The 26,264-nt window shown below is 69.9% G+C and carries 21 protein-coding genes; 11 read left to right on the top strand and 10 right to left on the bottom strand.

Features of this window, described 5'->3' with window-relative positions:
* The first annotated feature begins 37 nt into the window (after window positions 1–37).
* Entirely contained in the window at window positions 38–2,110 is a 2,073-nt protein-coding gene (locus JX005_RS08185; RefSeq protein ID WP_372447328.1) for a DNA gyrase/topoisomerase IV subunit B, read from the top strand.
* Window positions 2,111–2,221: 111 nt separating this feature from the next.
* On the opposite strand, the gene JX005_RS08190 is transcribed toward JX005_RS08185, so the two are convergent.
* Window positions 2,222–4,681 carry a DNA gyrase/topoisomerase IV subunit A gene (locus tag JX005_RS08190; protein WP_214466991.1) on the bottom strand — a complete coding sequence of 820 codons (2,460 nt, stop codon included), beginning with the start codon at window positions 4,679–4,681 and terminating at the stop codon, window positions 2,222–2,224.
* 66 nt (window positions 4,682–4,747) lie between these two features.
* Between JX005_RS08190 and JX005_RS08195 the strand changes: the two genes are divergently transcribed.
* Window positions 4,748–5,863, top strand: coding sequence for an alkaline phosphatase family protein (locus JX005_RS08195; protein ID WP_214466993.1), 1,116 nt, complete (start codon window positions 4,748–4,750; stop codon window positions 5,861–5,863).
* 2 nt (window positions 5,864–5,865) lie between these two features.
* Here JX005_RS08195 and sepH read toward each other — a convergent pair whose 3' ends face one another.
* Window positions 5,866–6,900, bottom strand: coding sequence for a septation protein SepH (gene sepH, locus JX005_RS08200; protein ID WP_214466995.1), 1,035 nt, complete (start codon window positions 6,898–6,900; stop codon window positions 5,866–5,868).
* Window positions 6,901–7,110: 210 nt separating this feature from the next.
* Between sepH and JX005_RS08205 the strand changes: the two genes are divergently transcribed.
* The gene (locus tag JX005_RS08205) at window positions 7,111–7,404 is read left to right on the top strand and encodes a DUF4193 domain-containing protein (RefSeq protein ID WP_214466998.1); all 294 of its coding nucleotides are present in this window, start codon (window positions 7,111–7,113) and stop codon (window positions 7,402–7,404) included.
* Here JX005_RS08205 and JX005_RS08210 read toward each other — a convergent pair.
* On the bottom strand, window positions 7,379–7,867 hold the full coding sequence (locus JX005_RS08210) for a DUF3093 domain-containing protein (RefSeq protein ID WP_214466999.1): 489 nt from the start codon (window positions 7,865–7,867) through the stop codon (window positions 7,379–7,381). The two genes, JX005_RS08205 and JX005_RS08210, sit on opposite strands and share 26 nt — an antisense overlap.
* Before the next feature lie 12 nt (window positions 7,868–7,879).
* On the opposite strand from JX005_RS08210, the gene dut reads away from it, so the two are divergent.
* The 6 genes from dut to pepN all read left to right on the top strand — a co-directional run bounded on the left by dut (window position 7,880) and on the right by pepN (window position 17,380).
* Window positions 7,880–8,401 carry a dUTP diphosphatase gene (gene dut / locus JX005_RS08215; protein ID WP_214467000.1) on the top strand — a complete coding sequence of 174 codons (522 nt, stop codon included), beginning with the start codon at window positions 7,880–7,882 and terminating at the stop codon, window positions 8,399–8,401.
* Complete coding sequence (locus JX005_RS08220) at window positions 8,398–8,997, top strand: DUF3710 domain-containing protein (protein ID WP_214467001.1); 600 nt, start codon at window positions 8,398–8,400, stop codon at window positions 8,995–8,997. The genes dut and JX005_RS08220 overlap by 4 nt, the downstream gene beginning before the upstream one ends.
* Window positions 8,994–9,785, top strand: coding sequence for a DUF3159 domain-containing protein (locus JX005_RS08225; RefSeq protein ID WP_372447329.1), 792 nt, complete (start codon window positions 8,994–8,996; stop codon window positions 9,783–9,785). Before JX005_RS08220 ends, JX005_RS08225 begins: the two co-directional genes overlap by 4 nt.
* Before the next feature lie 136 nt (window positions 9,786–9,921).
* Window positions 9,922–12,756 (top strand): aconitate hydratase AcnA, encoded by a 2,835-nt coding sequence (acnA, locus tag JX005_RS08230; RefSeq protein ID WP_214467002.1) that lies wholly within the window; start codon window positions 9,922–9,924, stop codon window positions 12,754–12,756.
* Between the two features lie 97 nt (window positions 12,757–12,853).
* Window positions 12,854–14,812, top strand: a complete 1,959-nt coding sequence (dxs, locus tag JX005_RS08235; protein WP_214467003.1) for a 1-deoxy-D-xylulose-5-phosphate synthase — start codon at window positions 12,854–12,856, stop codon at window positions 14,810–14,812.
* 48 nt (window positions 14,813–14,860) lie between these two features.
* Window positions 14,861–17,380, top strand: a complete 2,520-nt coding sequence (pepN, locus tag JX005_RS08240; protein WP_214467004.1) for an aminopeptidase N — start codon at window positions 14,861–14,863, stop codon at window positions 17,378–17,380.
* A 40-nt stretch (window positions 17,381–17,420) separates the two neighbouring features.
* Here the strand turns inward: pepN and JX005_RS08245 are convergent, their stop codons facing one another.
* Window positions 17,421–18,035, bottom strand: a complete 615-nt coding sequence (locus JX005_RS08245) for an N-acetyltransferase (RefSeq protein ID WP_214467005.1) — start codon at window positions 18,033–18,035, stop codon at window positions 17,421–17,423.
* A 40-nt stretch (window positions 18,036–18,075) separates the two neighbouring features.
* Between JX005_RS08245 and JX005_RS08250 the strand changes: the two genes are divergently transcribed.
* A complete protein-coding gene (locus JX005_RS08250; protein ID WP_214467006.1) occupies window positions 18,076–18,312 on the top strand; it encodes a PLDc N-terminal domain-containing protein in 237 nt (78 codons plus the stop codon).
* 82 nt (window positions 18,313–18,394) lie between these two features.
* Here the strand turns inward: JX005_RS08250 and JX005_RS08255 are convergent, their stop codons facing one another.
* From JX005_RS08255 to JX005_RS08270, 4 genes are all read right to left on the bottom strand, one after another.
* Window positions 18,395–20,542: a 3-hydroxyacyl-CoA dehydrogenase NAD-binding domain-containing protein gene (locus tag JX005_RS08255; protein ID WP_214467007.1), complete on the bottom strand. Its 2,148-nt coding sequence runs from the start codon at window positions 20,540–20,542 to the stop codon at window positions 18,395–18,397.
* Between the two features lie 11 nt (window positions 20,543–20,553).
* Window positions 20,554–21,759, bottom strand: coding sequence for a thiolase family protein (locus JX005_RS08260; protein WP_214467008.1), 1,206 nt, complete (start codon window positions 21,757–21,759; stop codon window positions 20,554–20,556).
* A 72-nt stretch (window positions 21,760–21,831) separates the two neighbouring features.
* Window positions 21,832–23,031 carry a ribonuclease D gene (locus tag JX005_RS08265; RefSeq protein ID WP_214467009.1) on the bottom strand — a complete coding sequence of 400 codons (1,200 nt, stop codon included), beginning with the start codon at window positions 23,029–23,031 and terminating at the stop codon, window positions 21,832–21,834.
* Window positions 23,024–23,614 carry a DUF3000 domain-containing protein gene (locus JX005_RS08270; protein WP_214467010.1) on the bottom strand — a complete coding sequence of 197 codons (591 nt, stop codon included), beginning with the start codon at window positions 23,612–23,614 and terminating at the stop codon, window positions 23,024–23,026. Before JX005_RS08270 ends, JX005_RS08265 begins: the two co-directional genes overlap by 8 nt.
* Before the next feature lie 25 nt (window positions 23,615–23,639).
* On the opposite strand from JX005_RS08270, the gene JX005_RS08275 reads away from it, so the two are divergent.
* On the top strand, window positions 23,640–24,860 hold the full coding sequence (locus JX005_RS08275) for an alpha/beta hydrolase family protein (protein ID WP_214467011.1): 1,221 nt from the start codon (window positions 23,640–23,642) through the stop codon (window positions 24,858–24,860).
* Between the two features lie 13 nt (window positions 24,861–24,873).
* On the opposite strand, the gene JX005_RS08280 is transcribed toward JX005_RS08275, so the two are convergent.
* On the bottom strand, window positions 24,874–25,314 hold the full coding sequence (locus tag JX005_RS08280) for a SufE family protein (protein WP_214467012.1): 441 nt from the start codon (window positions 25,312–25,314) through the stop codon (window positions 24,874–24,876).
* 35 nt (window positions 25,315–25,349) lie between these two features.
* Complete coding sequence (locus JX005_RS08285; protein ID WP_214467013.1) at window positions 25,350–26,252, bottom strand: sulfurtransferase; 903 nt, start codon at window positions 26,250–26,252, stop codon at window positions 25,350–25,352.
* Window positions 26,253–26,264 lie beyond the last annotated feature (12 nt).

Raw genomic sequence — 26,264 nt, forward strand, 5'->3', positions numbered from 1 at the left:
CGACCGGCGTCAGCGGCCGCGGATACCCTTGGAGATTGTGACCGCTGAGTATTCCGCCCATCATCTGCAGGTGCTCGAAGGACTCGAAGCGGTCCGCAAGCGCCCGGGCATGTACATCGGCTCGACCGACTCGCGCGGCCTCATGCACTGCCTCTGGGAAATCATCGACAACTCGGTCGACGAGGCGCTGGGCGGCCACGGCTCGCGCATCGAGATCATCCTCCACGCCGACGGAAGTGTCGAAGTGCGCGACCGTGCGCGCGGCATCCCGGTCGACATCGAGCCGCGCACGGGCCTCTCCGGCGTCGAGGTCGTCTTCACCAAGCTTCACGCCGGCGGCAAGTTCGGCGGCGGGTCGTACGCCGCATCCGGTGGTCTGCACGGTGTCGGAGCCTCCGTCGTCAACGCGCTGTCCGAGCGGCTCGACGTCGAGGTCGACCGCGGCGGCAAGACCTGGGCGATGTCGTTCCATCGCGGCGAGCCGGGAGTCTTCGCCAACGGCTCGCCGTCGTCGGCCTTCACGCCCTTCGAGAAGAGCTCCGAGCTGCGCGTCGTCGGCCGGGCTCCGAAGGGCGTCACGGGCACCCGCATCCGCTACTGGGCCGACCAGCAGATCTTCACCAAGGACGCCGCGTTCAACCTGACCGAGCTCGAGCAGCGGGCGCGCCAGACGGCGTTCCTGGTGCCCGGGCTCGAGATCGTCATCCGCGACGAGCGCGCCGACGAGGCGATCGAGACCAGCTATCGCTTCGACGGCGGCATCTCCGAGTTCGCGGACTTCCTCGCACCCGACGCCCCGATCACCGACACGTGGCGGCTGACCGGCACCGGCACGTTCACCGAGACCGTGCCCGTGCTGCAGCAGACGGGCGCGATGGTGCCCACCGAGGTGCAGCGCGAGTGCGAGGTCGACATCGCGGTGCGCTGGGGCACCGGCTACGAGACGACCTCGCGGTCCTTCGTCAACATCATCGCCACCCCGAAGGGCGGAACCCACCAGCAGGGGTTCGAGCAGGGCCTGATGAAGGTGCTGCGCACCCAGGTCGAGCAGAACGCCCGTCGCCTGAAGTTCGGCGCCAACGACAAGCTCGAGAAGGACGACATCCTCGCCGGGCTGTCTGCAGTCCTCACGGTGCGCATCCCCGAGCCGCAGTTCGAGGGCCAGACGAAGGAGATCCTCGGCACGCCGGCGGTGCGTCAGATCGTGGCGAACGTCGTCTCGCGCGAGCTCACCGCGCGCTTCGCGTCGTCCAAGCGCGACGACAAGGCGCAGACCTCCCTGCTGCTCGATAAGGTCGTGGCCGAGATGAAGGCCCGCGTGTCGGCGCGCGCACACAAAGAGACCCAGCGGCGAAAGAACGCGCTCGAGTCCTCCTCGCTGCCGGCGAAGCTCGCCGACTGCCGCACGAACGACGTGGCGGCGTCGGAGCTGTTCATCGTCGAGGGCGACTCGGCCCTCGGCACGGCCAAGCTCGCGCGCAACAGCGAGTACCAGGCGCTGCTCCCGATCCGGGGCAAGATCCTCAACGTGCAGAAGGCGTCGATCAGCGACATGCTGTCCAACGCCGAGTGCGCGGCGATCATCCAGGTGATCGGCGCGGGCTCGGGCCGCTCGTTCGACCTCGATACCGCTCGCTACGGCAAGATCATCCTGATGAGCGACGCCGATGTCGACGGCGCGCATATCCGCACCCTGCTGCTCACGCTGTTCTTCCGCTACATGCGTCCACTGATCGACGACGGACGCGTCTACGCCGCGGTCCCTCCGCTGCACCGCGTCGTCGTGATGAACCCCGGCACGAAGCCGAACGACACGATCTACACGTACTCCGAGCAGGAGCTGCACGCCCTGCTGACCAAGCTGACCAAGGCGGGCAAGCGCTGGCAGGAGCCCGTGCAGCGCTACAAGGGTCTCGGCGAGATGGATGCCGACCAGCTCGCGACGACCACCATGGATCGAGCCGGCCGAACCCTGCGGCGCGTGCGCATGGAGGATGCCGAGGTCGCGGCATCCGTCTTCGAACTCCTCATGGGCAACGATGTGGCACCCCGCAAGGAGTTCATCATCGACTCGAGCGACCGCCTCGCACGGGAGCGCATCGACGCTTGACGCGACTCGGATCAATGCGAGCGCAGCGAGCGTTGATGCGAGTCGGGTCAAGGTCGAGCGAGCGGAGCGAGCCGAAACCGCTGACGCCGCCGACCGCGGAGGTCGGCGAGATCAGCGGATGCCGGTGCCGACGGCGCCGATGACGGCGTCGAGCGGCGTGCCCGAGGCATCCCGCTTCGCGCCCGTCTCCGGCAGTGTGCGGGTCGCGCCGTCCGGCCCCACCGCGCGCGGCTCGGAGCCGACCCACGCGAGCGTGAGCGCGTCCTCGCCCTTGAGCAGGCGCTGAGCGCGCACTCCACCGGTCGCGCGCCCCTTCGCGGGGAACTCGCTGAAGACCGAGACCTTGGCGCTGCCCGCGTCCGTGCCGGCCAGCGCCGCTCTCGACCCGGCGACGGTGACCACGACGGCATCGAACGCCGAGGCACCCACGACGCTGAACGCGATGACCTCGGCGCCGTCGCTCAGCCGGATGCCCGCCATGCCGCCGGCCGCGCGCCCTTGCGGACGCACCGACGAGGCGTCGAACCGCAGCAGCTGCGCGTCGTCGGCGACGAAGACGAGCTCGGCGCCGTCGGTCGCCGGTGCGGCGCCGACGACCCGGTCGCCGTCGCGCAGCGCGACGATCTCGATGTCGTGCTTGTTCCCGAGCTCGGTCGCCGCGACGCGCTTCACGATGCCGTGGCGGGTGCCGAGGGCGATGGGCGGCCCGTCGTCGAGCGGAACGATCGCGACGACGTGCTCGCCGGTCGAGAGTCCGAGGTACTGGTCGGCGCGCGTCCCCGCGGCCAGCTGCACTGAGTTGCCGGGCACCGAGGGCAGGTCGACCGGCGAGAACCGGACGAGCCGGCCCGCGCTGGTGACGGCGCCGACGTCGCCACGGGTGGTCGCGTCCACCCACGAGCGGATGGCGTCGTGCTTGGCGCGGCGTGACGGGGGGACGATCCCGCCGTTGGGCGCGTCGCTCGCGACCTCGGCGCGCACCATGCGGCCCGTCGCGGAGAGGAACACGCGGCAGGGTGCGTCGGCGATCTGCAGGTCGGCCGCGGCTGCTGCCGCTCGCGAGCGGGGCGTCACGGGGCCGCCGTTGAGGAGGAGGGTACGGCGCGGCGTGCCGTAGGTCTCGGCTGCGGCATCCAGTTCCCGCGCCACCTGCGCGCGCAGCAGGATCTCGCTCGCGAGGAGCTCCTCGAGCTCGGCGATTTCCGTCTTGAGCTTGTCTCGCTCGGCTTCGAGCTCGATGCGGGAGAAGCGGGTCAGCCGGCGCAGCCGCAGCTCGAGGATGTACTCGGCCTGCGGCTCGGAGAGGTCGAACACGTCCATCAGGCGCGTGCGCGCCTGCTCGCCGTCGTCGGAGGTGCGGATGACCTGGATGACCTCGTCGATGTCCAGGATCGCGATCAGCAGGCCCTCGACGAGGTGCAGGCGCTCCTTGCGCCGCGCCAGGCGGTAGCGGCTGCGCCGGGTGACCACGCTCATGCGGTGGTCGAGGTAGACGCGCAGGAGGTCGCGCAGCCCGAGGGTCTGCGGCTGACCGTCGACCAGCGCGACGTTGTTGATGCTGAAGGAGTCCTCGAGAGGCGTCAGCCGGTAGAGGTGCTCGAGCACGGCCTGCGGGTCGAACCCCGTCTTGATGCCGATCACGAGGCGCAGCCCGTTGTGACGGTCGGTCAGATCGGTCACGTCCGCGATGCCCTGGAGCTTCTTGGCGGTGACGGCGTCCTTGATCTTCTCGATGATGCGCTCGGGACCCACGAGATACGGCAGCTCGGTCACGACGATGCCGGTGCGGCGCGGGCCGAGCGACTCGATCGACACCTTCGCGCGCGTGCGGAAGCTCCCACGACCCTTTGCGTAGGCGTCCTTGATGCCGTCGAGGCCCACGATGATGCCGCCGGAGGGCAGGTCGGGTCCGGGGACGAACTCCATGAGCTCTTCGACCGTCGCCTCGGGGTTGTCGAGGAGGTGGACGGCCGCCCCGACGACCTCGATCAGGTTGTGCGGCGCCATGTTCGTGGCCATGCCGACCGCGATGCCGGTCGCGCCGTTGACCAGGAGGTTCGGGTACGCGGCCGGGAGCACCTCGGGCTGCTGGAACTGGCCGTCGTAGTTCGGGATGAAGTCGACGACGTCCTCGTCGAGGTTCTCGGTGAGCGCCAGGGCGGGCGCAGCGAGGCGCGCCTCGGTGTAGCGCGGGGCTGCGGGACCGTCGTCGAGCGAGCCGAAGTTTCCATGGCCGTCGACGAGGGGCACGCGCAGTGAGAACGGCTGCGCGAGCCGCACGAGGGCGTCGTAGATCGGCGCGTCGCCGTGCGGGTGCAGCTTTCCCATGACCTCGCCTACGACGCGGGCGCTCTTGACGTGGCCGCGGTCGGGGCGCAGCCCCATGTCGGCCATTTGGTACAAGATGCGCCGCTGCACGGGCTTGAGCCCGTCGCGCGCGTCGGGGAGGGCGCGGGAGTAGATGACCGAGTACGCGTACTCGAGGAAGGAGCCCTGCATCTCGGTCGAGACGTCGACGTCCTCGATGCGGCCGTGGTCGATGGGAGCGGAGTCGGTGGGAGATGCAGGCATGACGATGTGGCCTCGGGTGACGGCGGAGCGGCGGGGGTCGTCCGCCGGTGTGCGAGACTGACCCCGATGTCGATCAGCCTACCCGCGGACCCGCCGCGAGCCCGGAGCCTCACCGGTGTCGTAACGCAGATGTCCGCGGCGCTGGACGGGCGTTCCGACTGGTTCGCGCCCGCCGAGAGTGCGGTCGTCTTCGTCCTGGACGGCCTGGGCGCCCACAACCTCGCGGCTCGCGCCGGTCATGCCCGCTTCCTCTCCCAGGCGGGGACGAAGCGCGACGTCGCGCGCACGGTCTTCCCGTCCACGACGGCGTCCGCGCTCACCAGCCTGCTGACCGGGACGCTCCCGGGCGAGCACGGCATCGTCGGCTACCGCGCGCGCATCCCCGGCACCGACGACGTCCTGAACCAGCTGCGCGGGTGGGACACCGACGGACTCCCGCTCGAATGGCAGCGTGCGATGCCGCTGACCGCGTCGCTGGCCCGGCCGTTCTTCGTCGTGACCAAGAGCGAGTACCGCGGCACCGGGTTCACGGCCGCGACGCAGGCCGGCTCCGAGTTCGTCGGCGTCGACGACCTCACCGAGCGGGTGCTGACGGCCGCACAGCTGGCGGCGCAGCATCCCGGATCCCTTGTCTACGTGTATGCCCCCGAGCTCGACGGGGTGGGCCACCGACGCGGGTGGGAGTCCGACGAGTGGACGGTGATGCTCGAGAAAGTGGATGCTGCGGCCCGCGCCTTCGCGAGCGCGCTGGCCCCGCGCACCGGTGCCGTGGTGACGGCCGACCACGGCATGGTCGACATTCCGCGACACCGCCAGATCCTCCTCCGGGAGGGCGACGCACTGCTCGACGGGGTGCGGCTCATCGGCGGCGAACCGCGGATGCTGCATCTGTACGCCGAGCCCGGTCGTGCCGACGACGTGCTCAATGCCTGGAGGGCGGCCGAGGCGGCGCGTTCGTGGGTGCTCTCACGCGACGAGCTGATCGCGTCGGGTGTGATGGGGCCGGTGAGTCCCGAGGTGCTCGAGCGGATCGGCGACGTCGTGATCGCCGCCCGCTCAGGCGTCGTGTACTACGACGATCGGCTCGCCGACAAGGCGCCGCAGCGGATGATCGGGCAGCACGGCTCGTTTACCCCGGAGGAGCGCGTCGTGCCGCTGCTGCGGCTGGGCGCTTTCGCGTAGCTTCAGTCGTCGCTGCGTGCGCCGAAGACGATCTCGTCCCACGACGGCATGGAGGTGCGCCCCTTGCGTCGACCCGCCTCCGCCACCGCGGACGGCGCGACGTCGAAGTCTGCGGCCTCGGGCTCGTCCTCGCTCGGGGACTCGTCGTACCCGGGCTCGAGGGCGTCGAAGAGGGCGACCGGTGACTGCGATCGCGACGGGTTGATGTCCTCGGCGCCGGGGAGCGGTTCACGCTGACCGCGACGGCGCCGCAGCGCCTCGAGGAGGTCGGCCGTCTCGGCGGACGTGACCGCCGGCTCGTCGGCGCGCTTGATCGCAGCCTGCTGCACCGCGGGGGTGGAAGGCGCGGGAAGATCCGGTGATTCGAAGTCGGCGTCGGGCAGCTTGCGCGGGCCGAAGGCGCCGCTGTCGAAGCGCGTGTCGTCCTTCGGCGTCGCCGTCTCGAGGGCTCGGAGGCGGGGGATGAGGCCATCGGGAAGCGAACCCTGCCGCGAGAGCTGGATCGCGTCCGCGTTGAGCGGAGACAGTGTGCTGCGGCGGGGATCGAAGCCCCACCGGGCGTCGTGGTCGACCTCGTTCGCGGTGAACTCGAGCTTGACGATCCAGCCCGTCGGCTCTTTCCAGCTCGTCCACCGCTCGCCCGAGGCGCCCGCCTCGTGCAGCTTGGCGCGGACGGCCGAGCCGAACGTCGGGTTGCCGTCGGCCTCGAAGTCGCCGCCCAGGAGCACAGCGACCGCGAGCGCCTGGCCCACGATGTGCTCGCGCTCGGCGAGCACGGGGCCCTCGAACCGGACCACGTCCTCGACGCGCGCGCCGAGAAGGCTGGCGACCTCGTCGGCCGACAGGCCCGCGCGGATGTGCGACTGGATCTCTCGCGGACTCGGCCGCGCGGCCTGTGTGTCGCCGTCGCGGTCGCGGCGTGCCTTACGCAGCTCGATCCGCAGCACGTCGTCGACGGCGAGGGCGAACCTCTCGCCAGACTCGGTCGCCAGGACGAGCGTGTCGTCCTCGGTTCCGATGACCTTGAGCTGTTCCATGCGAACGCCCCTCCGATCCTCGTGTCCCGCCCATGCTGACACAGCGGATGTCGGGTCCCGGGAATATCTCGCGCGTGGCGCGAGTTTCAGGGGAACGCATGGTTGACAACCCCGCGTCGCGCATTTGCGTAAACGGATTCGGTCATGCAAACTATCGCCGCCTGAAAGGGCAGCGCACCCGCGATATTCCGGAAGTTGAGACGTTCACGAATGGCCACCGATTACGACGCCCCCCGCAAGACCGAGGACGACAGCGAGTCGATCGAGGCTCTCAAGGAGCGCGTTCCCGACAAGCTCTCCGGCGCGGTCGATGTGGAGGATGCCGACAACCCGTCCGGCTTCGAGCTTCCCGGCGCCGACCTGTCGGACCTCGAGCTGGATGTCGTCGTGCTTCCGCCGCAGGAGGACGAGTTCACCTGCGTGAACTGCTTCCTCGTCAAGCACCGCTCGCAGCTCGATCACGACACCGCGGCCGGCGCTATCTGCTCGGAGTGCTCCGCTTGAGCTGAGCGCGGCGCACGGCGGCTGCAAGCCGATCGGGCGTCCGCGACGAGACGACCCAGACCGGTGTCGGGTCCTGAGGATCCGACACCGGCACCACCACGAGCCCGTCGATCCCTCCGCGGATGACATGCCAGGAGCGCGGGTCGAGGCCCGCGCCCCGCTGGTGACGCGCCTCCTCGTCGAGATACACCACCGGATCGCCGAGCAGATCGACCGGGATGTGCGCGCGCCCCGCGCGCAGGACCCCGTCATGGATGCGCACGACCGGCGCACCAGCGATGAGCAGGGCGACGACGGCGACCCCGACGATCGCGCCGATCACGAGGGCGACGGTGGTGTCGATCGGGGCGAACACCAGGGCTGCCATCGGCCCGGCGACTGCGGCGCTGACCAGCACCCACAAGGACGGACCGAGCCGTTCGCGATAGTCGGCGGCCCCGACGTCGTGCGCTGTCTTCTGCATTACCCTCATTGGGTGACTGAAACGGTGGATGTCCCCATTATCGCCTCCGACGTCCCGGTGTACTCGCACCCGGGCGACGCGGGCGCCGATCTCATCGCCGCCGAGGCCGTGCGGCTCGAGCCCGGCCGCCGTGCGATGGTGGGCACCGGGGTGCGGATCGCGCTGCCCGAGGGGCACGTCGCGTTCGTCGTCCCGCGCAGCGGCCTCGCCGCCAAGCACGGGATCACCGTCGTCAACGCCCCCGGCACCGTCGACGCCGGCTATCGGGGCGAGATCAAGGTCATCCTGCTGAACACCGATTCAGAGCACGCTCACGACATCTCGGTCGGCGACCGCATCGCCCAGCTCATCGTGATGCCGGTGCCCCGTGCCCGTTTCATCCCCGTGGAGGCTCTACCCGAGAGCGTCCGAGGCGAAGGCGGCTTCGGCTCTACGGGTTACGGCGGGGGGGCGGCCGTGCCGCCGGCGAGCGCAGGCGAGTCCACGCGGGGGGCTCCCCGCGATCAAGACAAGAAGGACGGAGTCCTCGCATGACCGACCCCACTCCCGCAGACGCGCCGCGCAAGGACGCGCCCGACGACCGGGCCTCGGCGGGGCCGTTCGACGAGTCCGAGGCGAACCCGGTCCGCCCGTACATCGACCTCGGCGGCATCAAGATCCTCCCGCGTGAGGGTCTCAACCTGCGCCTCGAGGTCGAGGAGCAGACCAAGCGCATCGTCGCCGTCGGACTCGACTATGCGGGCTCCACTCTTCAGGTCCAGCCCTTCGCCGCGCCGCGGACCGTGGGCCTCTGGGCCGAGACCCGCGAGCAGATCCGCGCCCAGATCCGCCAGCAGGGTGGGCGGGTCGAGGAGCGCGAAGGACCTCTGGGCCCCGAGCTCCTGGCCGAAGTGCCCGTCGCCGCCGGTCCCGAGGGCGCGTCGGGGAAGCGGCTCGCACGATTCGTCGGCGTGGACGGACCCCGCTGGTTCCTCCGCGGCGTGATCGGCGGGGCGGCGACGTCCGACGTCGAGGCCGCGGCCGCCGTCGAGGATCTCTTCCGCTCGATCGTCGTCGTGCGCGGCGGCTCACCCATGCCGCCCCGCGACCTCATCCCGCTGCGCATGCCTGCCACCCCGGGAACCGCGTGACCGACTCGCCACAGGCCTCGCCCGGCGACGAGCAGCGCGGCCCCGACCTGACGCCGCCGCCGGCCGAGGCATCCGCTTCAGAGCTTCTCGGAGCGGCCCTCGGCGGTGCCGCGCGCCGTGCCGGTCTCGACCCGACCGAGCGGGCCTCGACCGGGCACGTCGTATGGTCCGCGATGGGCGGCTGGCGCGGTGTGCTCGAGTCCGTCCTGCCGGGCCTCGTCTTCATCGTCGTGTACACGCTCACGATCGACCCCGCGACGGGCGACGGAGACCTGTGGCTGTCGCTCGGGCTGTCCGTGGGCATCGCGGCGATCTTCACGGCGGTGCGACTCATCGCCCGTCAGCCGGTGACGGCGGCGATCGGCGGCCTCGTCGCGGCAGGTGTCGCGGCGGCGTTCGCCGCGTTCACGGGCGAGGCATCCAACAACTTCATCCCGGGTTTCATCACGAACGCGCTGTACGGCAGCGCCTTCCTCATCTCGGCCCTGGTGGGTTGGTCGCTCATCGGGCTCGCCGTCGGATTCCTGATGGGGGAGGGGACCGCCTGGCGCGCCGACAAGCGCAAGCGCCGCGTGTTCTTCTGGCTCGCGATCGCGTGGGCCTCGCTCTTCGCCGCGCGCCTGCTCGTGCAGCTGCCGCTGTACTTCGCCGACAACGTCACGGCACTGGGAACGCTGAAGCTGGTCATGGGACTGCCGCTCTTCGCGCCGCTCGTCGCGGTCACCTGGCTCGCCGTGCGCGCGCTCTACCCGCGCGGTGAGTCGCGTGGAGACGTCGCCGCGAAGTGATACATTTATCTTGACATCAAGATAAATCGACGCCGCCGCGGATTAGGCCATCCTCACTAGCCGAGGGCCCCGGGGCGGGGGAAGATGGGGAGTGCCGGGCTCCGGCCCGCTCCCGCCGCCGACGAAGGAGACAGACGTGTCCACGGTTGACAGCTTCGGTGCCAAGAGCACCCTGACGGTCGGCAGCACCGACTACGAGATCTACCGCATCGACAAGGTCGCGGGCTACGACAAGCTCCCGTTCAGCCTCAAGGTGCTGCTCGAGAACCTCCTGCGCACCGAAGACGGCGCGAACGTGACGAAGGCTCAGATCGAGGCGCTCGGATCGTGGGATGCCGCGGCCGAGCCCGACACCGAGATCCAGTTCACGCCGGCCCGCGTCGTGATGCAGGACTTCACGGGTGTGCCCTGCATCGTCGACCTCGCGACCATGCGCGAGGCAATGGAGGCGCTGGGCGGCGACCCGACCAAGATCAACCCGCTCTCGCCCGCCGAGATGGTCATCGACCACTCCGTCATCGCCGATCTCTTCGGCACCGAGAACGCCCTCGAGCGCAACGTCGAGATCGAGTACGAGCGCAACGGCGAGCGGTATCAGTTCCTTCGCTGGGGCCAGACGGCCTTTGACGACTTCAAGGTCGTGCCCCCCGGCACCGGCATCGTCCACCAGGTGAACATCGAGCACCTCGCCAAGGTGATCTACGACCGCACGGTCGACGGCGTGCTGCGCGCGTATCCCGACACCTGCGTCGGAACCGACTCGCACACCACCATGGTCAACGGCCTCGGCGTCCTCGGCTGGGGCGTCGGCGGCATCGAGGCGGAGGCCGCGATGCTCGGGCAGCCGGTCTCCATGCTGATTCCCCGCGTGGTCGGCTTCAGGCTGACCGGCTCCATTCCCACCGGCGTGACGGCGACCGACGTCGTGCTCACGATCACCGACATGCTCCGCCAGCACGGCGTGGTCGGAAAGTTCGTCGAGTTCTACGGTGAGGGCGTCGCGTCGGTGCCGCTGGCCAACCGCGCCACCATCGGCAACATGAGCCCGGAGTTCGGCTCGACCGCTGCCATCTTCCCCATCGACGACGTCACCGTCGACTACCTGCGCCTGACGGGTCGCAGCGAGGAGACGCTCGCGCTCGTCGAGGCGTACGCCAAGGAGCAGCACCTCTGGCACGACCCGGCCGTCGAGCCGGTCTTCAGCGAGTACATGGAGCTGGACCTGTCGACCGTGGTGCCGTCCATCGCCGGTCCGAAGCGGCCCCAGGACCGCATTCCGCTGTCCGGCGCGAAGGCGCAGTTCGAGAAGGACATCGTCAACTACGCCGACGCAACCGAGTCCACGTCCATCGTGGACCTCGAGTCGAAGCACTCGTTCCCCGCTTCCGACCCCGGCGCCGTCCCCGGCGAGGAGGAGCAGCTGACGCGCACCGTGCACATCGCCAGCGGCGGTCCGGCCGCGGCATCCAAGCCCGTCACGATCACGCCCGCTGACGGCGACCCGTACGTGATCGACAACGGCGCGGTGACGATCGCGGCCATCACGTCGTGCACCAACACGTCGAACCCCTCGGTGATGCTCGCCGCCGGACTCCTCGCACGCAACGCCGTGCGCAAGGGCCTCAAGGCGAAGCCCTGGGTGAAGACCACGCTGGCACCCGGCTCGAAGGTCGTCACCGACTACTACGAGAAGGCCGGACTCACGCAGGATCTCGAGGATCTCGGGTTCTACACCGTCGGCTACGGCTGCACCACCTGCATCGGCAACTCCGGTCCGCTCATCGAAGACGTGTCCGCCGCCGTCAACGAGCACGACCTCGCCGTCACGGCCGTGCTCTCCGGCAACCGCAACTTCGAGGGGCGCATCAACCCCGACGTGAAGATGAACTACCTGGCGAGCCCGCCGCTCGTCATCGCGTACTCGCTCGCGGGGTCGATGAACTTCGACTTCGAGACCGACCCGCTGGGCAAGGACACCGAGGGGAACGACGTCTTCCTCAAGGACATCTGGCCGGATGCCGCGGAGGTCCAGGCGACGATCGACTCGTCGATCAACAAGGAGATGTTCACCCACCAGTACGCGAGCGTCTTCGAGGGCGACGAGCGCTGGAAGACCCTCCCCACCCCCACGGGCGACGTGTTCGAGTGGAACGAGGCCTCCACGTACGTGCGCCGGCCCCCGTACTTCGACGGCATGACGATGGAGCTGACCCCGGTCACCGACATCTCGGGCGCGCGGGTGCTCGCGACGCTGCTGGACTCGGTCACGACCGACCACATCAGCCCCGCCGGCAACATCAAGGTCGACAGCCCTGCCGGCCGTTACCTGGCGGAGCACGGCATCGACCGCAAGGACTTCAACTCGTACGGCTCGCGCCGTGGCAACCACGAGGTGATGATCCGCGGCACGTTCGCGAACATCCGCCTGAAGAACCAGCTGGTGCGCGAGGTCAACGGCGGCGCCGAGGTCGAGGGCGGCTTCACCCGCGACTTCACGCAGCCGGACGGACCGCAGGCGTTCATCTACGACGCCAGCCAGAACTACCAGGCCGCGAGCACGCCGCTCGTCATCTTCGGCGGCAAGGAGTACGGCTCGGGCTCGTCGCGCGACTGGGCGGCCAAGGGCACCAGCCTGCTGGGCGTCAAGGCCGTCATCACCGAGAGCTTCGAGCGCATCCACCGCTCGAACCTCATCGGCATGGGTGTCGTCCCGCTGCAGTTTCCGGCGGGCGAGAGCTGGAAGTCGCTCGGCCTCGACGGCACCGAGATCGTCTCGATCTCGGGTCTCGAGCAGCTCAATGAGGGCGTCACCCCGAAGACGGTGCACGTCACCGCCGAGCCGAGCGAGTTCTCGCCGGCCGGCAAGCAGACGGTCGAGTTCGACGCGGTCGTGCGCATCGACACACCCGGCGAGGCCGACTACTACCGCAACGGCGGCATCCTGCAGTACGTGCTGCGCTCGCTGGTCTGACAGGTGATTCACGGGGGACCGGATGCCGCGGCATCCGGTCCCTCTTCATGTCCCAGGTAGACTTGCAGGGCCCTCCTGGGGCCGGAAAGGAGCCGGGATGTCGCTGCTGTCGTCCATTGCCGGACCCCGCGATCTCGACGCGCTGAGCACCGCCCAGCTGCAGGAGCTCGCCGACGAGGTGCGTGGGTTCCTCATCGAGAACGTCTCCCGCACGGGCGGTCACCTCGGGCCGAATCTCGGTGTCGTCGAGCTCACGATCGCCCTGCACCGGGTCTTCGACTCGCCCGCCGACCCGTTCATCTTCGACACGGGGCATCAGGCGTACGTCCACAAGCTGCTCACGGGGCGGCAGGACTTCACCAACCTGCGGTCGCGGGGCGGCCTCGCCGGATACCCGCAGCGGTCCGAGAGCCCCCACGACGTCGTCGAGTCGTCGCACGCCTCGAGCTCGCTGAGCTGGGCCGACGGCGTCTCGCGCGCTCTGACCCGCACCGGCCGCAAGGACCGGCACGTCGTCGCCGTGGTAGGCGACGGCTCGCTCACGGGCGGCATGACGTGGGAGGCGCTCAACAACATCTCCGACGACAACGACCGGAACCTCGTGATCGTGGTGAACGACAACGGGCGGTCGTACGCCCCGACCATCGGCGGCATGGCGCGCTACCTCAACCGCGTGCGCACAGCCGAGGCGTACCGCAACCTCCACCGTGGCTCCGACACGCTGTTCCGCAAGCTCGGTCCCGCTGGGCGGGCGGTGTACCGGGGCGTGCGAGGCGGCACGCACGGCTTCCTCTCGCGCTTCACCAACAACGCCGCGCTCTACTCGAACCTCGACATCAAGTACCTCGGGCCGGTGGACGGCCACGACCTGCCGTCGCTCATCGAGACGCTGGAGCTCGCCAAGAGCTACGGCGCGCCGGTCATCGTGCACGCCATCACCGAGAAGGGCCGGGGCTATCAGCCGGCTCTCGACGACCAGGCGGATGCGTTCCATGCCGTGGGCAAGATCGACCCGCTCACCGGCAAGACCGTGGCCAGCTCCGGCGGCGCGCCGGCGTGGACCGACGTCTTCGCCGAGGAGCTCGTCTCCGTCGGGGAGCGGCGCGACGACATCATCGCGATGACGGCGGCGATGCTGCGTCCCACGGGCCTGCTGCCGTTCGCGCAGCGGTTCCCCGATCGGGTCTACGACGTCGGCATCGCCGAGCAGCACGCCGTCGCGTCCGCCGCGGGACTCGCGTTCGGCGGACTTCACCCCGTGGTGGCCATCTACGCGACGTTCATGAACCGCGCGTTCGACCAGGTGCTGATGGATGTCGCGCTTCATCGCGCGGGCGTCACGTTCGTGCTCGATCGCGCCGGCGTCACCGGACCGGACGGACCCAGTCACCACGGCATCTGGGACCTCGCGATGCTCCAGCTCGTGCCCCACATCCGCATCGCCGTGCCCCGCGACGCCGAGCGCTTGCGCGAGGAACTGCAGGAGGCCGTCGCCGTGGACGACGCGCCGACGGTCATCCGGTTCCCCAAGGGCGGTGTCAGCCCCGAGCTTCCCGCGATCGAGCGGCTGGACGACGGCGTCGACGTGCTGGTGCGCTCGGATGCCGAGGATGTGCTCATCGTCGGCATCGGCCCCATGGCGCACATCGCCGTCGACGTGGCCGGACGCCTCCGCGACCAGGGCATCGGTGCGACGGTCGTCGACCCACGGTGGGTGGTGCCCGTACAGCCGTCGATCGTGAAGCTCGCGGCATCCCACCGTCTCGTCATCACGATCGAGGACGGCATCCGCGTCGGCGGCATCGGGACGCGCGTGCGCCAGGTGCTCCGCGAGGCCGGCGTCGACACGGCCGTAGACGAGCTCGGCCTGCCCGACGCATTCATCGACCACGCGAGCCGTGAGCAGATCCTCGAGGATGCCGGGATCACGCCGTCGAAGATCGCGCACGATGTCGTGGCACAGGTGCTGGGCACCCGCATCCCGGTCGCCCGGGGCGCGCAGACCACCGAGATCCCGACGATCCCGACGCTCGCCCGCGACCAGCAGCGCCGCTGACCCCTCGGCTCGTCCGCCGGTCCGTGCCGGTCGTGGAAGCATGGACGGATGAGCAGCGCCAACCTGAGCAGGGAGGAGACCGCCGCGCGGTCCGTCTCCCTCACCGTCCACACCGCACGCGTCGAGCTCGACCTCACGACGGCGCCGCACGAGGGCGAGACCGGATTCACCACGGTCAGCACGCTCCAGATCGAGACGGATGCCGCTGCTCCGGGCTCCGCGGACACCGGCGTCGAGACGTGGGTCGACTTCATCGGCGAAGCCGTCGAGGCAGTCGACGTCGACGGCATCCCGCATCCCGTCGAATGGGACGGCGCCCGCATCCGGATCGGGGGACTGCGCGGGCGGCACAGCGTGCGCATTGCGGCGCGTGCCGCGTACAGCCGCTCCGGTGAGGGGATGCACCGCTTCGTCGACCCGGTCGACGGTCAGACGTACCTCTACACGCACTACGAACCCGCCGACGCGCGCCGGGTGATGGCGTGCTTCGAGCAGCCCGACATGAAGGCCCGCTACACCTTCGTCGTCACGGCGCCGGCAGGCTGGGCGGTGCTGTCGAACCAGGCGGTCGCCGAGCGAACCACCGAGGGCGGCGCGCAGCGCGTCGTGTTCGCCGAGACGCTGCCCATCTCGACCTACATCACCTCGGTGGCTGCAGGCCCGTACCACCGGGTCGAGGGGGAGTGGCGCCGTGGCCAGCAGGTCCTGCCGCTGGGCGTCCACTGCCGGGCGTCGCTCGCCGAGCACCTCGACGCCGACGAGATCCTCGAGATCACCGGGCAGGGTCTCGACTTTTTCGCCGACGCCTTCCGCTACCCGTACCCGTGGGGCAAGTACGACCAGATCTTCGTGCCCGAGTACAACATCGGCGCGATGGAGAACCCGGGTCTCGTGACCTTCACCGAGGCGTACGTCTTCCGCGGCGCGGCGACGGTCGCACAGCACGAGGGGCGCGCCAACACGATCCTGCACGAGATGGCGCACATGTGGTTCGGCGACCTCGTCACGATGCGCTGGTGGAACGACCTGTGGCTGAAAGAGTCGTTCGCCGACTACATGGGCGCGCACGCCACGGCCGCGGTCACGCGGTTCCCGGACGCGTGGGTGACCTTCGCCGCGCGACGGAAGGCGTGGGCGTATTCGCAGGACCAGCTGCCCACGACGCATCCCATCGTCGCCGATATCGCCGACCTCGAGGCGGCGAAGCTGAACTTCGACGGCATCACCTACGCCAAGGGTGCCTCGGTGCTCAAGCAGCTGGTGGCGTTCGTCGGCGAAAAGGAGTTCTTCGAGGGTGCGCGGCAGTACTTCGCCGCCCACGCATTCGGCAACACCACGCTCGACGACCTGCTCCGCCACCTCGGGGCCGCCTCAGGGCGCGACGTCCACGCGTGGTCGCGCGCGTGGCTGGAGACCACCGGCATGTCGACGATCGAGGTCGAGCGCGACGGCGAGAGCGCGGTGCTCGTCCAGTCCGATGCGCGCCCGCACCGGCTGCGGGTCGGGCTGTTCGAGGTGCGCGACGGACGGCTGGTGCGCACGCGCACCGTGGACGCGGACGTCCTGGCCGAGCGCACCCCATTGGGCGAGATCGGAGCGGCCGACCTCGTGCTGCCCAACGACGGCGACCTCACCTATGCGAAGGTGCGACTCGATGCCGCGTCGCTCGACGCCGTCGAGGCGGCGCTCTCGACGATCGACGACACCCTCGCGCGCGGTCTCGTGTGGTCGGCGCTGTGGAACGCCACGCGCGACGGAGAACTTCCCGCCGCACGCTATCTCGGCATCGTCCGTCGCCATGCCGGCGCGGAGACGAACTCCGCGCTGCGCGCGGATGCGCTCGCGAATGCATCGTTCGCGATCGGCCACTACGTCACGGCGGAGCGCCGACCGCAGGAGCGGGCGGCGTGGCTGGAGACGACCTGGCAGCAGCTCACGGCGGCGTCCGCGGGCAGCGACGCGCAGCTCGCGTGGGCTCGCGCGCTGGGTGCCGCGGCGCTGTACGACGGCACCAGGGCGGAGGAGCTTCGCGGGATGCTCGCGGGCACGGTGGCGGCGCCGGACGGTCTGCAGCTCGACCCCGAACTCCGCTGGGCGTGGCTGACGGCGCTGGCGGCCACCGGGCACGCGACCGTCGCCGACGCTGATGACGAGCTGCGCCGCGACCCGACTGCGAAGGGGCGGACCGCGCATCTGACGGTGCTCGCGGCCCGGCCGGACGCAGACGTGCGCGCGGCGGCGTGGCATCGATCCTGGGACGACACGACGCTCACCAACGACCATCTCAGTGCGACCATCGCCGGTGTGCGCGCGGGCGGTCGGCGCGACCTGATCGCAGCGTTCGACGGGGAGTACTTCCAGCGCATCCGCGGTGTGTGGAGCGAGCGCAGCATCGAGATCGCGGCGCGGCTCGTCCGAGGACTCTTCCCGGAGGGCGACGCGCTCGACCTGGTCGATGCGTGGCTTGCGCGGAACGAGGACGCGCCGGCGGCGCTCCGTCGCATCGTCATCGAGCAGCGCGACCACCTGGCACGGGACCTCCGGGTCCGCGCTGCCCAGCCTGTCTGAGAGCCGGGGGATTCGGTCACCAGCGTCCGACGGGGCCGCGCTATCCGTACACGAGGTAGGTGCCGGCCTTGGCCGGCTCGCGCAGTTCGAACCGCACGCGAAGCCCGGCGGCATCGAGCAGGCGGACCTGCCGCTCGAACTGCTCGTTGGTCACGAACACGGTCCGTGCGAGCGCCCAGTCCTCCGCCATCCATGACCGGAGCGCCGACAGCAGCCGGGCCTCCAGGCCCGACGAGATCCGCGCCGCACGGATCCAGAAGTACACGACGGCGTCCACGTCCGCCCACACCGCTTCCTCGGACACGGCGGTCACCGTCGCCTTCGCGAGGAAGGACGCGGTGGTCGGGAAGATGTAGACGCAGCCGAGCGACTCCGCGCCGCCCGGGTCGAGCACCGTGTACGTGAACGCGCGGCGTTCGAGATGGCGTCGCTCGAGATCGGCCAGGTCTTTCGCGTTCGCCTCCACCGTGAAGGCGTCCTCCGGCCACGACGACTGCTCCCACACGCGCAGGTCCTCGCGCGTCTCCATTACGGCTTCGTAGTCGCGTGCAGCATCCGCGACCGTGATCGGACGCAGGAAGAACTCGTCTGTTCTCGGTTCGAGAGGCACAGTGCGCCCGGGGTCGATCAGCAGCATGCGTTCCGCCTCGCCCATGACCGCACGCTAGCACCGGTCGCGCGGATAGGATGGCGCGGTGACCGTCGAACACAACCCGTTGATCCCGGCCGCCTACGACGTCGTGTGGTCCGTGGTTGCGCTGTTGATCATCGTGCTCACGATCGTGGCCTTGGTCACGCTCTCCCGGCTCGCCAAGCGCCTGACTTCGGCACAGGCACTCGTGTGGACACTCGTCGTGCTGTTCGTGCCCCTCGTCGGACCCTCGGTCTGGCTGTCGATCGGCCGTCGCGCCGTTCCGGCTCATCCCGTGTGATCGGCGCGTTCGCGCACCCACCGCATCGACCACGCACGAGCGGCCCCGGACCGGAATCCGGGGCCGCTCGTCACGGAGGGTGTCAGCGCGAGCCGATGCCCTTGATGACCGGGTGGTGGAAGGTGTCGCCGAAGACGCGCTCCGACGCCCCCTCGCGGTCGAGGTAGGGCGACGCGCCGCCGTCGATGAACGGCCAGCCCGCGCCGAGGATGAGGCACAGGTCGATGTCCTCGACCTCGGGCACCACGCCCTCGTCGAGCATGAGCTTGATCTCCTGAGCGAGCCCGTCCTGCACGCGCCGGAGGATCTCATCGGCCGCCGCGGGAGTCGAGCCGACCGCCGGCTTGAGCACCTTCTCGGCCGCCTTCGTCCAGCCCGTGACGCGTCCGCCCTTGTCCTTCTCGACGACCGCGGGCAGCTCGGCGAGCGCGTGGAAGTTCTCGTTCGCGTAGAAGCGCTCGGGGAAGGCGCCCACCATCGTGTCCTGCACGTGTGCGGCGACCTTCCAGCCGACGAGGTCGATGAGCTGGAACGGTCCCATCGGAAGCCCGAGGGGCGCGAACGCCTTCTCGACATCGGCGACCGGCGTGCCCTCGTACACAGCACGCGCTGCCTCGCCCATGACCTTCGCGAGAAGGCGGTTCACGACGAACCCGGGCGCGTCCGCGGTGAGCACCGCGTTCTTGCCGAGAGTCTTCGCGACGACGAAAGCGGTCGAGAGCGCAGCTTCGGAGGTCTGCGGCGTCTTGACGATCTCGATGAGCGGCATGACGGCGACCGGGTTGAAGAAGTGGAAGCCGACGAGGCGCTCGGGGTGGGCGAGCTTCGCGCCGATCTCCTCGACGGACAGCGACGAGGTGTTGGTCGCGAGGATCGCGTCCTCGGCGATGATCTGCTCGATCTCGCCGAACACCTGCTGCTTGACGCCGACCTCTTCGAACACGGCCTCGATCACGAAGTCGCAGTCCGCGTAGAGGCTCTTGTCGGTGGTGCCGGTGACGAGCGCCCGCAGCTTGTTGGCCGCGTCGCCGTCGAGGCGCCCCTTGGCCTCGAGCTTGCTGATCTCCTCGTGGATGTAGGCGATGCCCTTGTCGACGCGAGCCTGGTCGAGGTCGGTGATGAGCACGGGCACCTGCAGCTTGCGCACGAACAGCAGCGCGAACTGGCTGGCCATGAGGCCGGCGCCGATGATGCCGACCTTCGTCACCTTCTTCGCGAGAGCCTTGTCGGGCGCACCCACCGGACGCTTCGCCCGCTTCTGGACGAGGTCGAACGCGTACATGGATGCCGCGAACTGGTCGCCCGCGACGAGATCGGCGAGCGCCTCGTCCTCGCGGGCGAAGCCCTCCTCCTTCGTGCCGCCCTTCGCCTTGTCGAGCAGGTCGAGCGCGACGTACGGCGACCGGGGCACGGTGCCGATCTTCGACTCGAGCATCCCGCGCGCCATCTTGACGGCGATCGGCCACTTGGTGAGCCGCTCGATCTTGCCGGGTTCGTGCTTGCGCTCGACCTTGGTCTTGCCGGTGAGCACGCGGTCGGCCCAGGAGAGCGAGTCCTCGAGGTAGTTCGCCGCCGGGAAGATCGCGTCGACGATCCCGTAGTCGAACGCCTGCTGAGGCTTCAGCATGCGGTTCTGCTTCAGCGGGTTCGAGATGACGACCTCGAGCGCGTTCTCGATGCCGATCAGGTTCGGCAGGAGGTACGCGCCTCCCCAGCCGGGGATGATGCCGAGGAACACCTCGGGCAGGGCGATCGCGGCGGCCGAGGCATCCACGGTGCGATATGTGGAGTTCAGCGCGATCTCGAGTCCGCCACCGAGCGCGAGCCCGTTGACGAAGGCGAACGACGGCACGCCGAGGGCGCCGAGCTTGCCGAACACGTGGTGGCCGAGCTGCGCGATCAGCCGCGCGTTGTCCTTCGAGCCCACGCGGGAGATGTCGGACAGGTCGGCGCCCGCGGCCAGGATGTACTGCTTTCCGGTGACCGCGACGGCGTGGATCTCGCCGGCGGCCGCGCGTGCGGTGAGCGCATCGAGCGTCTCGCCGAGCAGCGTGAGCGTCGTCGGGCCCAGCGTGTTGGGACGCGTGTGATCCCGGCCGTTGTCGAGAGTGATCAGCGCGAGCACCTTGCCGGAGGGGAGGCGGATGTCGCGCACACGCGAGTGCGTGACGACCTCTCCGTCGGCGAGGGCGTTCAGCGGCGAGAAGTCGATCTCGTCGTAGTTCGTCATGCGGCGGGCTCCTACTTCTTCTTCTTGCCGTCGTAGTGCGGGTTCTCCCAGATGACCGATCCGCCCTGTCCGAGGCCGACGCACATCGCGGTGAGGCCGTAGCGGACGTCAGGGCGCTCGGCGAAGTGGGCCGCCAGCTGGATCATGAGGCGCACGCCCGAGGCCGCGAGCGGGTGACCGAAGGCGATCGCGCCGCCCCACGGGTTCACGCGCGGGTCGTCGTCGGCGACGCCGAAGTGGTCGAGCAGGGAGATCACCTGGATGGCGAACGCCTCGTTGAGCTCGAACAGCCCGATGTCGTCGATCGTCAGGCCGGCCTTCCGGAGCGCCTTCTCGGTCGACGGAATGGGCCCGATGCCCATGATCTCGGGCTGGACGCCGGCGAAGGCGAAGGACACGAGCCGCATCTTCGGCGCGAGCCCGAGCTCCTTCACGGCGCCGCCGCCGGCCAGCAGCGACATCGTCGCGCCGTCGGTGAGCGGCGACGAGGTGCCGGCGGTCACACGTCCGTGCGGACGGAACGGCGTCTTGAGGTTCGCGAGGTCTTCCATCGTGGTCTGCGGGCGACGGCCCTCATCCTCGGTGGCGAGGCCCCACGAGCCCTCCGCGTCCTTGATCGCGACAGGCACGAGGTCGGGCTGGATCTTGCCGGCGTCGTACGCCGCCTGCACCTTGTGCTGGCTGAGCATGCCGAACCGGTCGGACCGCTCCTTGGTCAGATGCGGGAAGCGGTCGAAGATGCGCTCCGCGGTGACACCCATGTTGAGTGCGCCGGGGTCGACCATCTTCTCGGCGACGAACCGCGGGTTGGGGTCGGCGTTTGCGCCGATCGGGTGGTGGCCCATGTGCTCGACACCGCCGGCGAGGGCGAAGTCGTACATGCCCATGCCGATGGAGCCCGCCATCGTCGTGACGCTCGTCATGGCGCCGGCGCACATGCGGTCGATCGCGAAACCGGGGACGGACTGGGGGAGTCCGGCCAGGATGGCCACGCTCCGGCCCAGCGTCAGTCCCTGGTCGCCGGTCTGGCTCGTCGCGGCGATGGCGACGTCGTCGATGCGCTCCTTCGGCACGTTCGGGTTGCGCTCCATGAGCCCGATCGTCGCCTTGACGGCGAGGTCGTCCGCTCGGGTGTTCCAGTACATGCCTTTTTCGCCGGCGCGCCCGAAGGGGGTGCGCATTCCATCGACGAAGAAGACGTCCGAGATCTCGGCCACTCTGCCTCCAAAAATAGGGATAGCGCCAGCCTAGGATCGCGGCGGACCGCAGGAAAAACGGGTGGCGGAAACCTACGAAGCCGTTTCCGGCGCCGTCGCGGGCTCTTGCACGGAATCCACAAAGGCATCGACGATTACCTGTGAGGTCTGCGCAATCTGCCACGGTCGCGCACCGAGTGCGAGTAGGGCTTCGCCGACGGATGCCGCGGTCAGCGGCACAGGCGGAGCCCAGGCGACGCGGCGCAGCAGGTCGGGGGTGAGGAGGTTCTCCGTCGGCATGTGGAGCGTCTCCGCGAGCTGCTCGACAGCCGGCCTCGCCGCCTTCAGCCGCGCGTCGGCCTCCGGATTGCGGTCGGGCCAGGCGCGCGGCGGGGGCAGCGAATCGCCTCCGGTCGCGCGCTCGAGCGGGAGGTCGGTGGTGGTCCGCCCCTCCTCGAAGGCCGCCCACCATCGATCGAGCTGGGTACGGCTGGCCCGGCCGGTGAACTCCTTGATCGCGGCGAGCTCCTGCTTGGACTTGGGGTCGGCGAGGACGGCCGCCACGAGAGCGCGATCAGGGACGAGCCGACCCGGGGCGACGTCCTGGCTGCGGGCGTAGTCCTCCCGCGCCGTCCACAGCGAGCGGGCGACAGCGAGCGCCTTGCGCCCCCGGACCATGTGGAGGCCGCTGAGACGGCGCCACGGCTCATCGCGCGGCGGCTTGGGCTCGCGCTCGAGCACGGCCTGGAACTCCTCGGCGGCGAACTCGGTCTTGCCCTGCTCCTCGAGCTCGGCCACGAGCGCGTCGCGCACGTCGATGAGGTGCTCGACGTCCAGCGCCGCATATTCCAGCCACGACTGGGGGAGCGGCCGCGTGGACCAGTCCGACGCGGAGTGGGCCTTGGCGAGGGTGATGCCGAGGGTGTCCTCGACGACGGCTCCGAGGCCCACGCGGTCGTGACCGAGGAGTCGGGCGGCCAGTTCCGTGTCGAACATCGACGCCGGCTCCAGGCCGAGCTCTCGCAGCGACGGGAGATCCTGGCTCGCCGCGTGAAGCACCCACTCGGTGTCGCCGATCGCCGCCTGGAGCGAGCTGAAGTCGCCGATGGGCGGCGGATCGAAGAGGAAGACGCCCGCCCCGCGCCGGTACACCTGGATCAGGTAGGCGCGCTGCGAGTAGCGGAACCCGGACGCGCGCTCCACGTCGACGGCGACGGGGCCATGCCCGTCGCCGAGGCGCCGAGACGCGTCGATCAGGTCGTCGAGCCGATCGATGACGAGGTATTCAGTCACGCGTCGCCCTGCGAGAACCCAGCATTGCAATCCCTTCCGAGCCCGGGGGAAGACCCGCGAGCATGCACACCAGCTCAGCCCATGCTTCCACGTGCGGCGCGATCGCGCCTTCCGGGGACCACGAGGCGCGCAATTCGATCTGAGCCCCATCGCCCTCGTGCTCGAGCGAGCCGAAGCCTTTGGACAGTGTCTTGGTCGCGGTGCCGGAGGCGGAGTGGAAGCCGGCCCGCCGTGACTGGAGGGCATCGGTCAGCCACGCCCAGGCCACGTCGGCGAGGAGCGGGTCGACGCCGATGTCTGGCTCCAGGGGCGCCTGTGCGAAGCACACGATGCGCCACGGACCGTTCCACTGCGTGGGTTCGTCGGGGTCGTGAAGCAGAATGAATCTTCCCGTCCCGTACGGAGAGTCGATGCTCTCCGCCTCGGGGCGGACGTCGCCGGCGAGCGCGAGTGAGAACGCCGCGAGTCCGGACGGCGCGGGGATCTCCCGGACGGAGAGGTCGCCGCGGAACTCGATCGCGCGGACCTGCTCGGCCACCTGCGAGAACGGCGTCGTAGCCGCCGGGGGACGATGCTCAGCCACGCGGACAGACTAGAGTGAGGCCTCGATGGTCGCCTCCAGGCGCGCCGCTATGGGCGGCGCATCACCCAGTCTCCTCGCCGGGATCCGTGCCGCGCTCACCGTGATCAGCGTGGCCCTCGCCGGCGTGCTCTCGGCCGTTGCCGTCGCGTCGGTGCACATGGCCCGACGTGTGGTCACCCCTGCCGTGCGGCTGCCCGACACGCGCATCCTGTCGCTGGACACGGCGGCGCAGACGATCACGCTGACCCGCACGCCCGACACGGAGCTGCCCGGACGCTACGGCCTGTTCACCAGCGGCACGTCGAACTACGTCAAGCTCGGCTCGGTGCTCTCCGAGGACGACGCGAGCGTCAAGCGCAAGCTCCTCACCCACATCGGCTCCGATGCGCGGCTGTCGCCCGACGCTGCTTTCAGCGGCTGGTACTACGACAGCCCCTCTGAGCTGCACCTGCCGTTCACGCCCGAGCTGATCGGCTCGTCGGTCGGTCCGTGCCCCGCGTGGCTGTTCCCGTCGGGCGAGGGCGACGTGTGGGTCATCCAGGTGCACGGGCGGGGGACGACGCGCGCCGAATGCCTCCGCGCGGTGCCGATCTTCCACCAGGCGGGCATCACCTCTCTCGTCGTCTCGTACCGCAACGACGGCGAGGCACCGCGCAGCCGAGCAGGCACGTACACGCTGGGTGCGACCGAGTGGCGCGACGTCGACGCCGCGGTCGGCTTCGCACGCCGGCGCGGCGCACGGCGCATCATCCTCATGGGGTGGTCGATGGGCGGGGCGATCGCGCTGCAGGTGTCGCTGAACTCGCCGCACCGCGATGCGATCGCCGGACTCATCCTGGAGTCGCCGGTCATCGACTGGCGGGTCGTGTTGCAGTACCAGGCGCGCATGATGAAGGTCCCGCCGACGGTCAGCGGGCTCGCCATCGGCGCCCTGCAGACCGAGTGGGCGACGCCCATCACGCGCGCGGGCAGTGCGATCCCGTTCGATCGCCTGGACGTCGTCGCACGAGCGCGTGAGCTGCGGCATCCGATCCTCATCCTCCACAGCGATGACGACGGCTTCGTCCCCTCCGACGCGTCGCACGACCTCGTCACGGCGCGGCCCGACATCGTCGAGCTCGAGGTGTTCGAGGTGGCGCGGCACACGAAGCTCTGGAACTACGACCAGGAGCGCTGGAGCGCACGCATCCGCGCGTGGCTGGCCGGCCGCGATCTCAGCGCCGTGCCGGCATCCGCCGGGGACTGACCGCCGCGACGTCTCAGGCGGCGCGCTTGGCCTGCACCTGGCGCTTGGCGCGCATGAGCATCCCGGTCATGCCGGAGATGCGCAGTGGCGACACCACCCGCGTGAGGCCGATGCTCTGCGGGAAGTCTGCGGGGATCGCCAGCACCTCGTCCACGCTGAGGCCGGTGATGCCCTGGGCGAGGATGCTCGCGAACCCGCGGGTCGTCGGAGCCTCGGGCGGAGCTGTCGCGTGCATCGCGACGACGCCCTCATCGTCGACGTCGATCACGATGAACACGGGGGACTGGCACTCCGCCACGCGCTCGTAGAGCTCGGGGTGCCCCTCGTACTCGGCCGGCACGGGCGGGAGCTCCTGCGAGAACTCCAGCAGGAGCTGCAGGCGATCGGATTCGGGCAGCTCGAGGAACTCGTCGCGGATCTCGGCGAGGCTCGCGGGCAAAACGGGGTCTGACATCCCCGCCATCATTTCACGTGCAGGAGGGCCCAGGCTCAGCGCCCGGGCACCTCGCCCGGCTCGGAGCCCGCCGTGATCGGCACCCGCACCGCGCTGCCCCACTCGGTCCACGACCCGTCGTAGTTGCGGACGTCGTCGAAGCCGAGGAGGTGCTTGAGCACGAACCACGTGTGGCTGGAGCGTTCGCCGATGCGGCAGTAGGCCACGACGGAGTCGCCGTCCTGCAGCCCCACCTCGTCGCGGTAGATCGCGTCGAGCTCCGCTCGCGTCTTGAACCCGCCGTCCTCCGCGACCGCGCGCGCCCACGGCACGCTCATGGCGGTCGGGATGTGGCCTGCGCGCAGCGCGCCCTCCTCGGGATAGGCCGGGGCGGAGGTGCGCGAGCCGTCGTACTCCTCCGGCGACCGCACGTCGATCAGCGGGCTGCCGAGGTGTGCGAGCACGTCGTCCTTATAGGCGCGCAGTTCGCGGTCGTCGCGCTGGACGACCGGGTACTCCGTCGCCGGGCGGACGGTGCGCTCGGTCGTGAGCGGGCGGTCCTCGGCGATCCACTTGTCGCGGCCGCCGTCGAGCAGGCGGACGTCCTCGTGTCCGAACAGCGAGAACACCCACAGCGCATACGCAGCCCACCAGTTGTTCTTGTCGCCGTAGATGACGATGGTGTCGTCGCGGCCGATTCCCTTGCGGCTGAGCAGCTGCGCGAACCCGGCGCCGTCGACGTAGTCGCGCACGACCGGGTCGTTGAGCTCGGTGTGCCAGTCGACCTTGACCGCGCCGGGGATGTGCCCCGTCTCGTACAGCAGCACGTCCTCATCGGACTCGACCACCACCAGCCCGGGCGTGCCCAGTCGCTGCTCGAGCCAGTCGCCGGTGACGAGCCGGCCGGGCTCGGCGTAGTCGGCGAACTTCGCGGATGTTGTGTCGGTCTCGACGGACATGGGCTGCTCCTC

The organism is Microbacterium flavescens, from assembly GCF_018588945.1.
Taxonomy (GTDB): domain Bacteria; phylum Actinomycetota; class Actinomycetes; order Actinomycetales; family Microbacteriaceae; genus Microbacterium; species Microbacterium flavescens.

Excerpts from the sequence above, each read along its gene's own strand:
- JX005_RS08195 (WP_214466993.1), top strand. The coding sequence starts at position 4,748 with ATGTCGATCAGCCTACCCGCGGACCCGCCGCGAGCCCGGAGCCTCACC.
- JX005_RS08210 (WP_214466999.1), bottom strand. The coding sequence starts at position 7,867 with ATGCAGAAGACAGCGCACGACGTCGGGGCCGCCGACTATCGCGAACGG.
- dxs (WP_214467003.1), top strand. The coding sequence starts at position 12,854 with ATGTCGCTGCTGTCGTCCATTGCCGGACCCCGCGATCTCGACGCGCTG.
- sepH (WP_214466995.1), bottom strand. The coding sequence starts at position 6,900 with ATGGAACAGCTCAAGGTCATCGGAACCGAGGACGACACGCTCGTCCTG.
- JX005_RS08220 (WP_214467001.1), top strand. The coding sequence starts at position 8,398 with ATGACCGACCCCACTCCCGCAGACGCGCCGCGCAAGGACGCGCCCGAC.
- JX005_RS08255 (WP_214467007.1), bottom strand. The coding sequence starts at position 20,542 with ATGACGAACTACGACGAGATCGACTTCTCGCCGCTGAACGCCCTCGCC.
- JX005_RS08285 (WP_214467013.1), bottom strand. The coding sequence starts at position 26,252 with ATGTCCGTCGAGACCGACACAACATCCGCGAAGTTCGCCGACTACGCC.
- JX005_RS08245 (WP_214467005.1), bottom strand. The coding sequence starts at position 18,035 with ATGGGCGAGGCGGAACGCATGCTGCTGATCGACCCCGGGCGCACTGTG.
- JX005_RS08275 (WP_214467011.1), top strand. The coding sequence starts at position 23,640 with ATGGTCGCCTCCAGGCGCGCCGCTATGGGCGGCGCATCACCCAGTCTC.
- JX005_RS08205 (WP_214466998.1), top strand. The coding sequence starts at position 7,111 with ATGGCCACCGATTACGACGCCCCCCGCAAGACCGAGGACGACAGCGAG.
- pepN (WP_214467004.1), top strand. The coding sequence starts at position 14,861 with ATGAGCAGCGCCAACCTGAGCAGGGAGGAGACCGCCGCGCGGTCCGTC.
- JX005_RS08280 (WP_214467012.1), bottom strand. The coding sequence starts at position 25,314 with ATGTCAGACCCCGTTTTGCCCGCGAGCCTCGCCGAGATCCGCGACGAG.
- JX005_RS08190 (WP_214466991.1), bottom strand. The coding sequence starts at position 4,681 with ATGCCTGCATCTCCCACCGACTCCGCTCCCATCGACCACGGCCGCATC.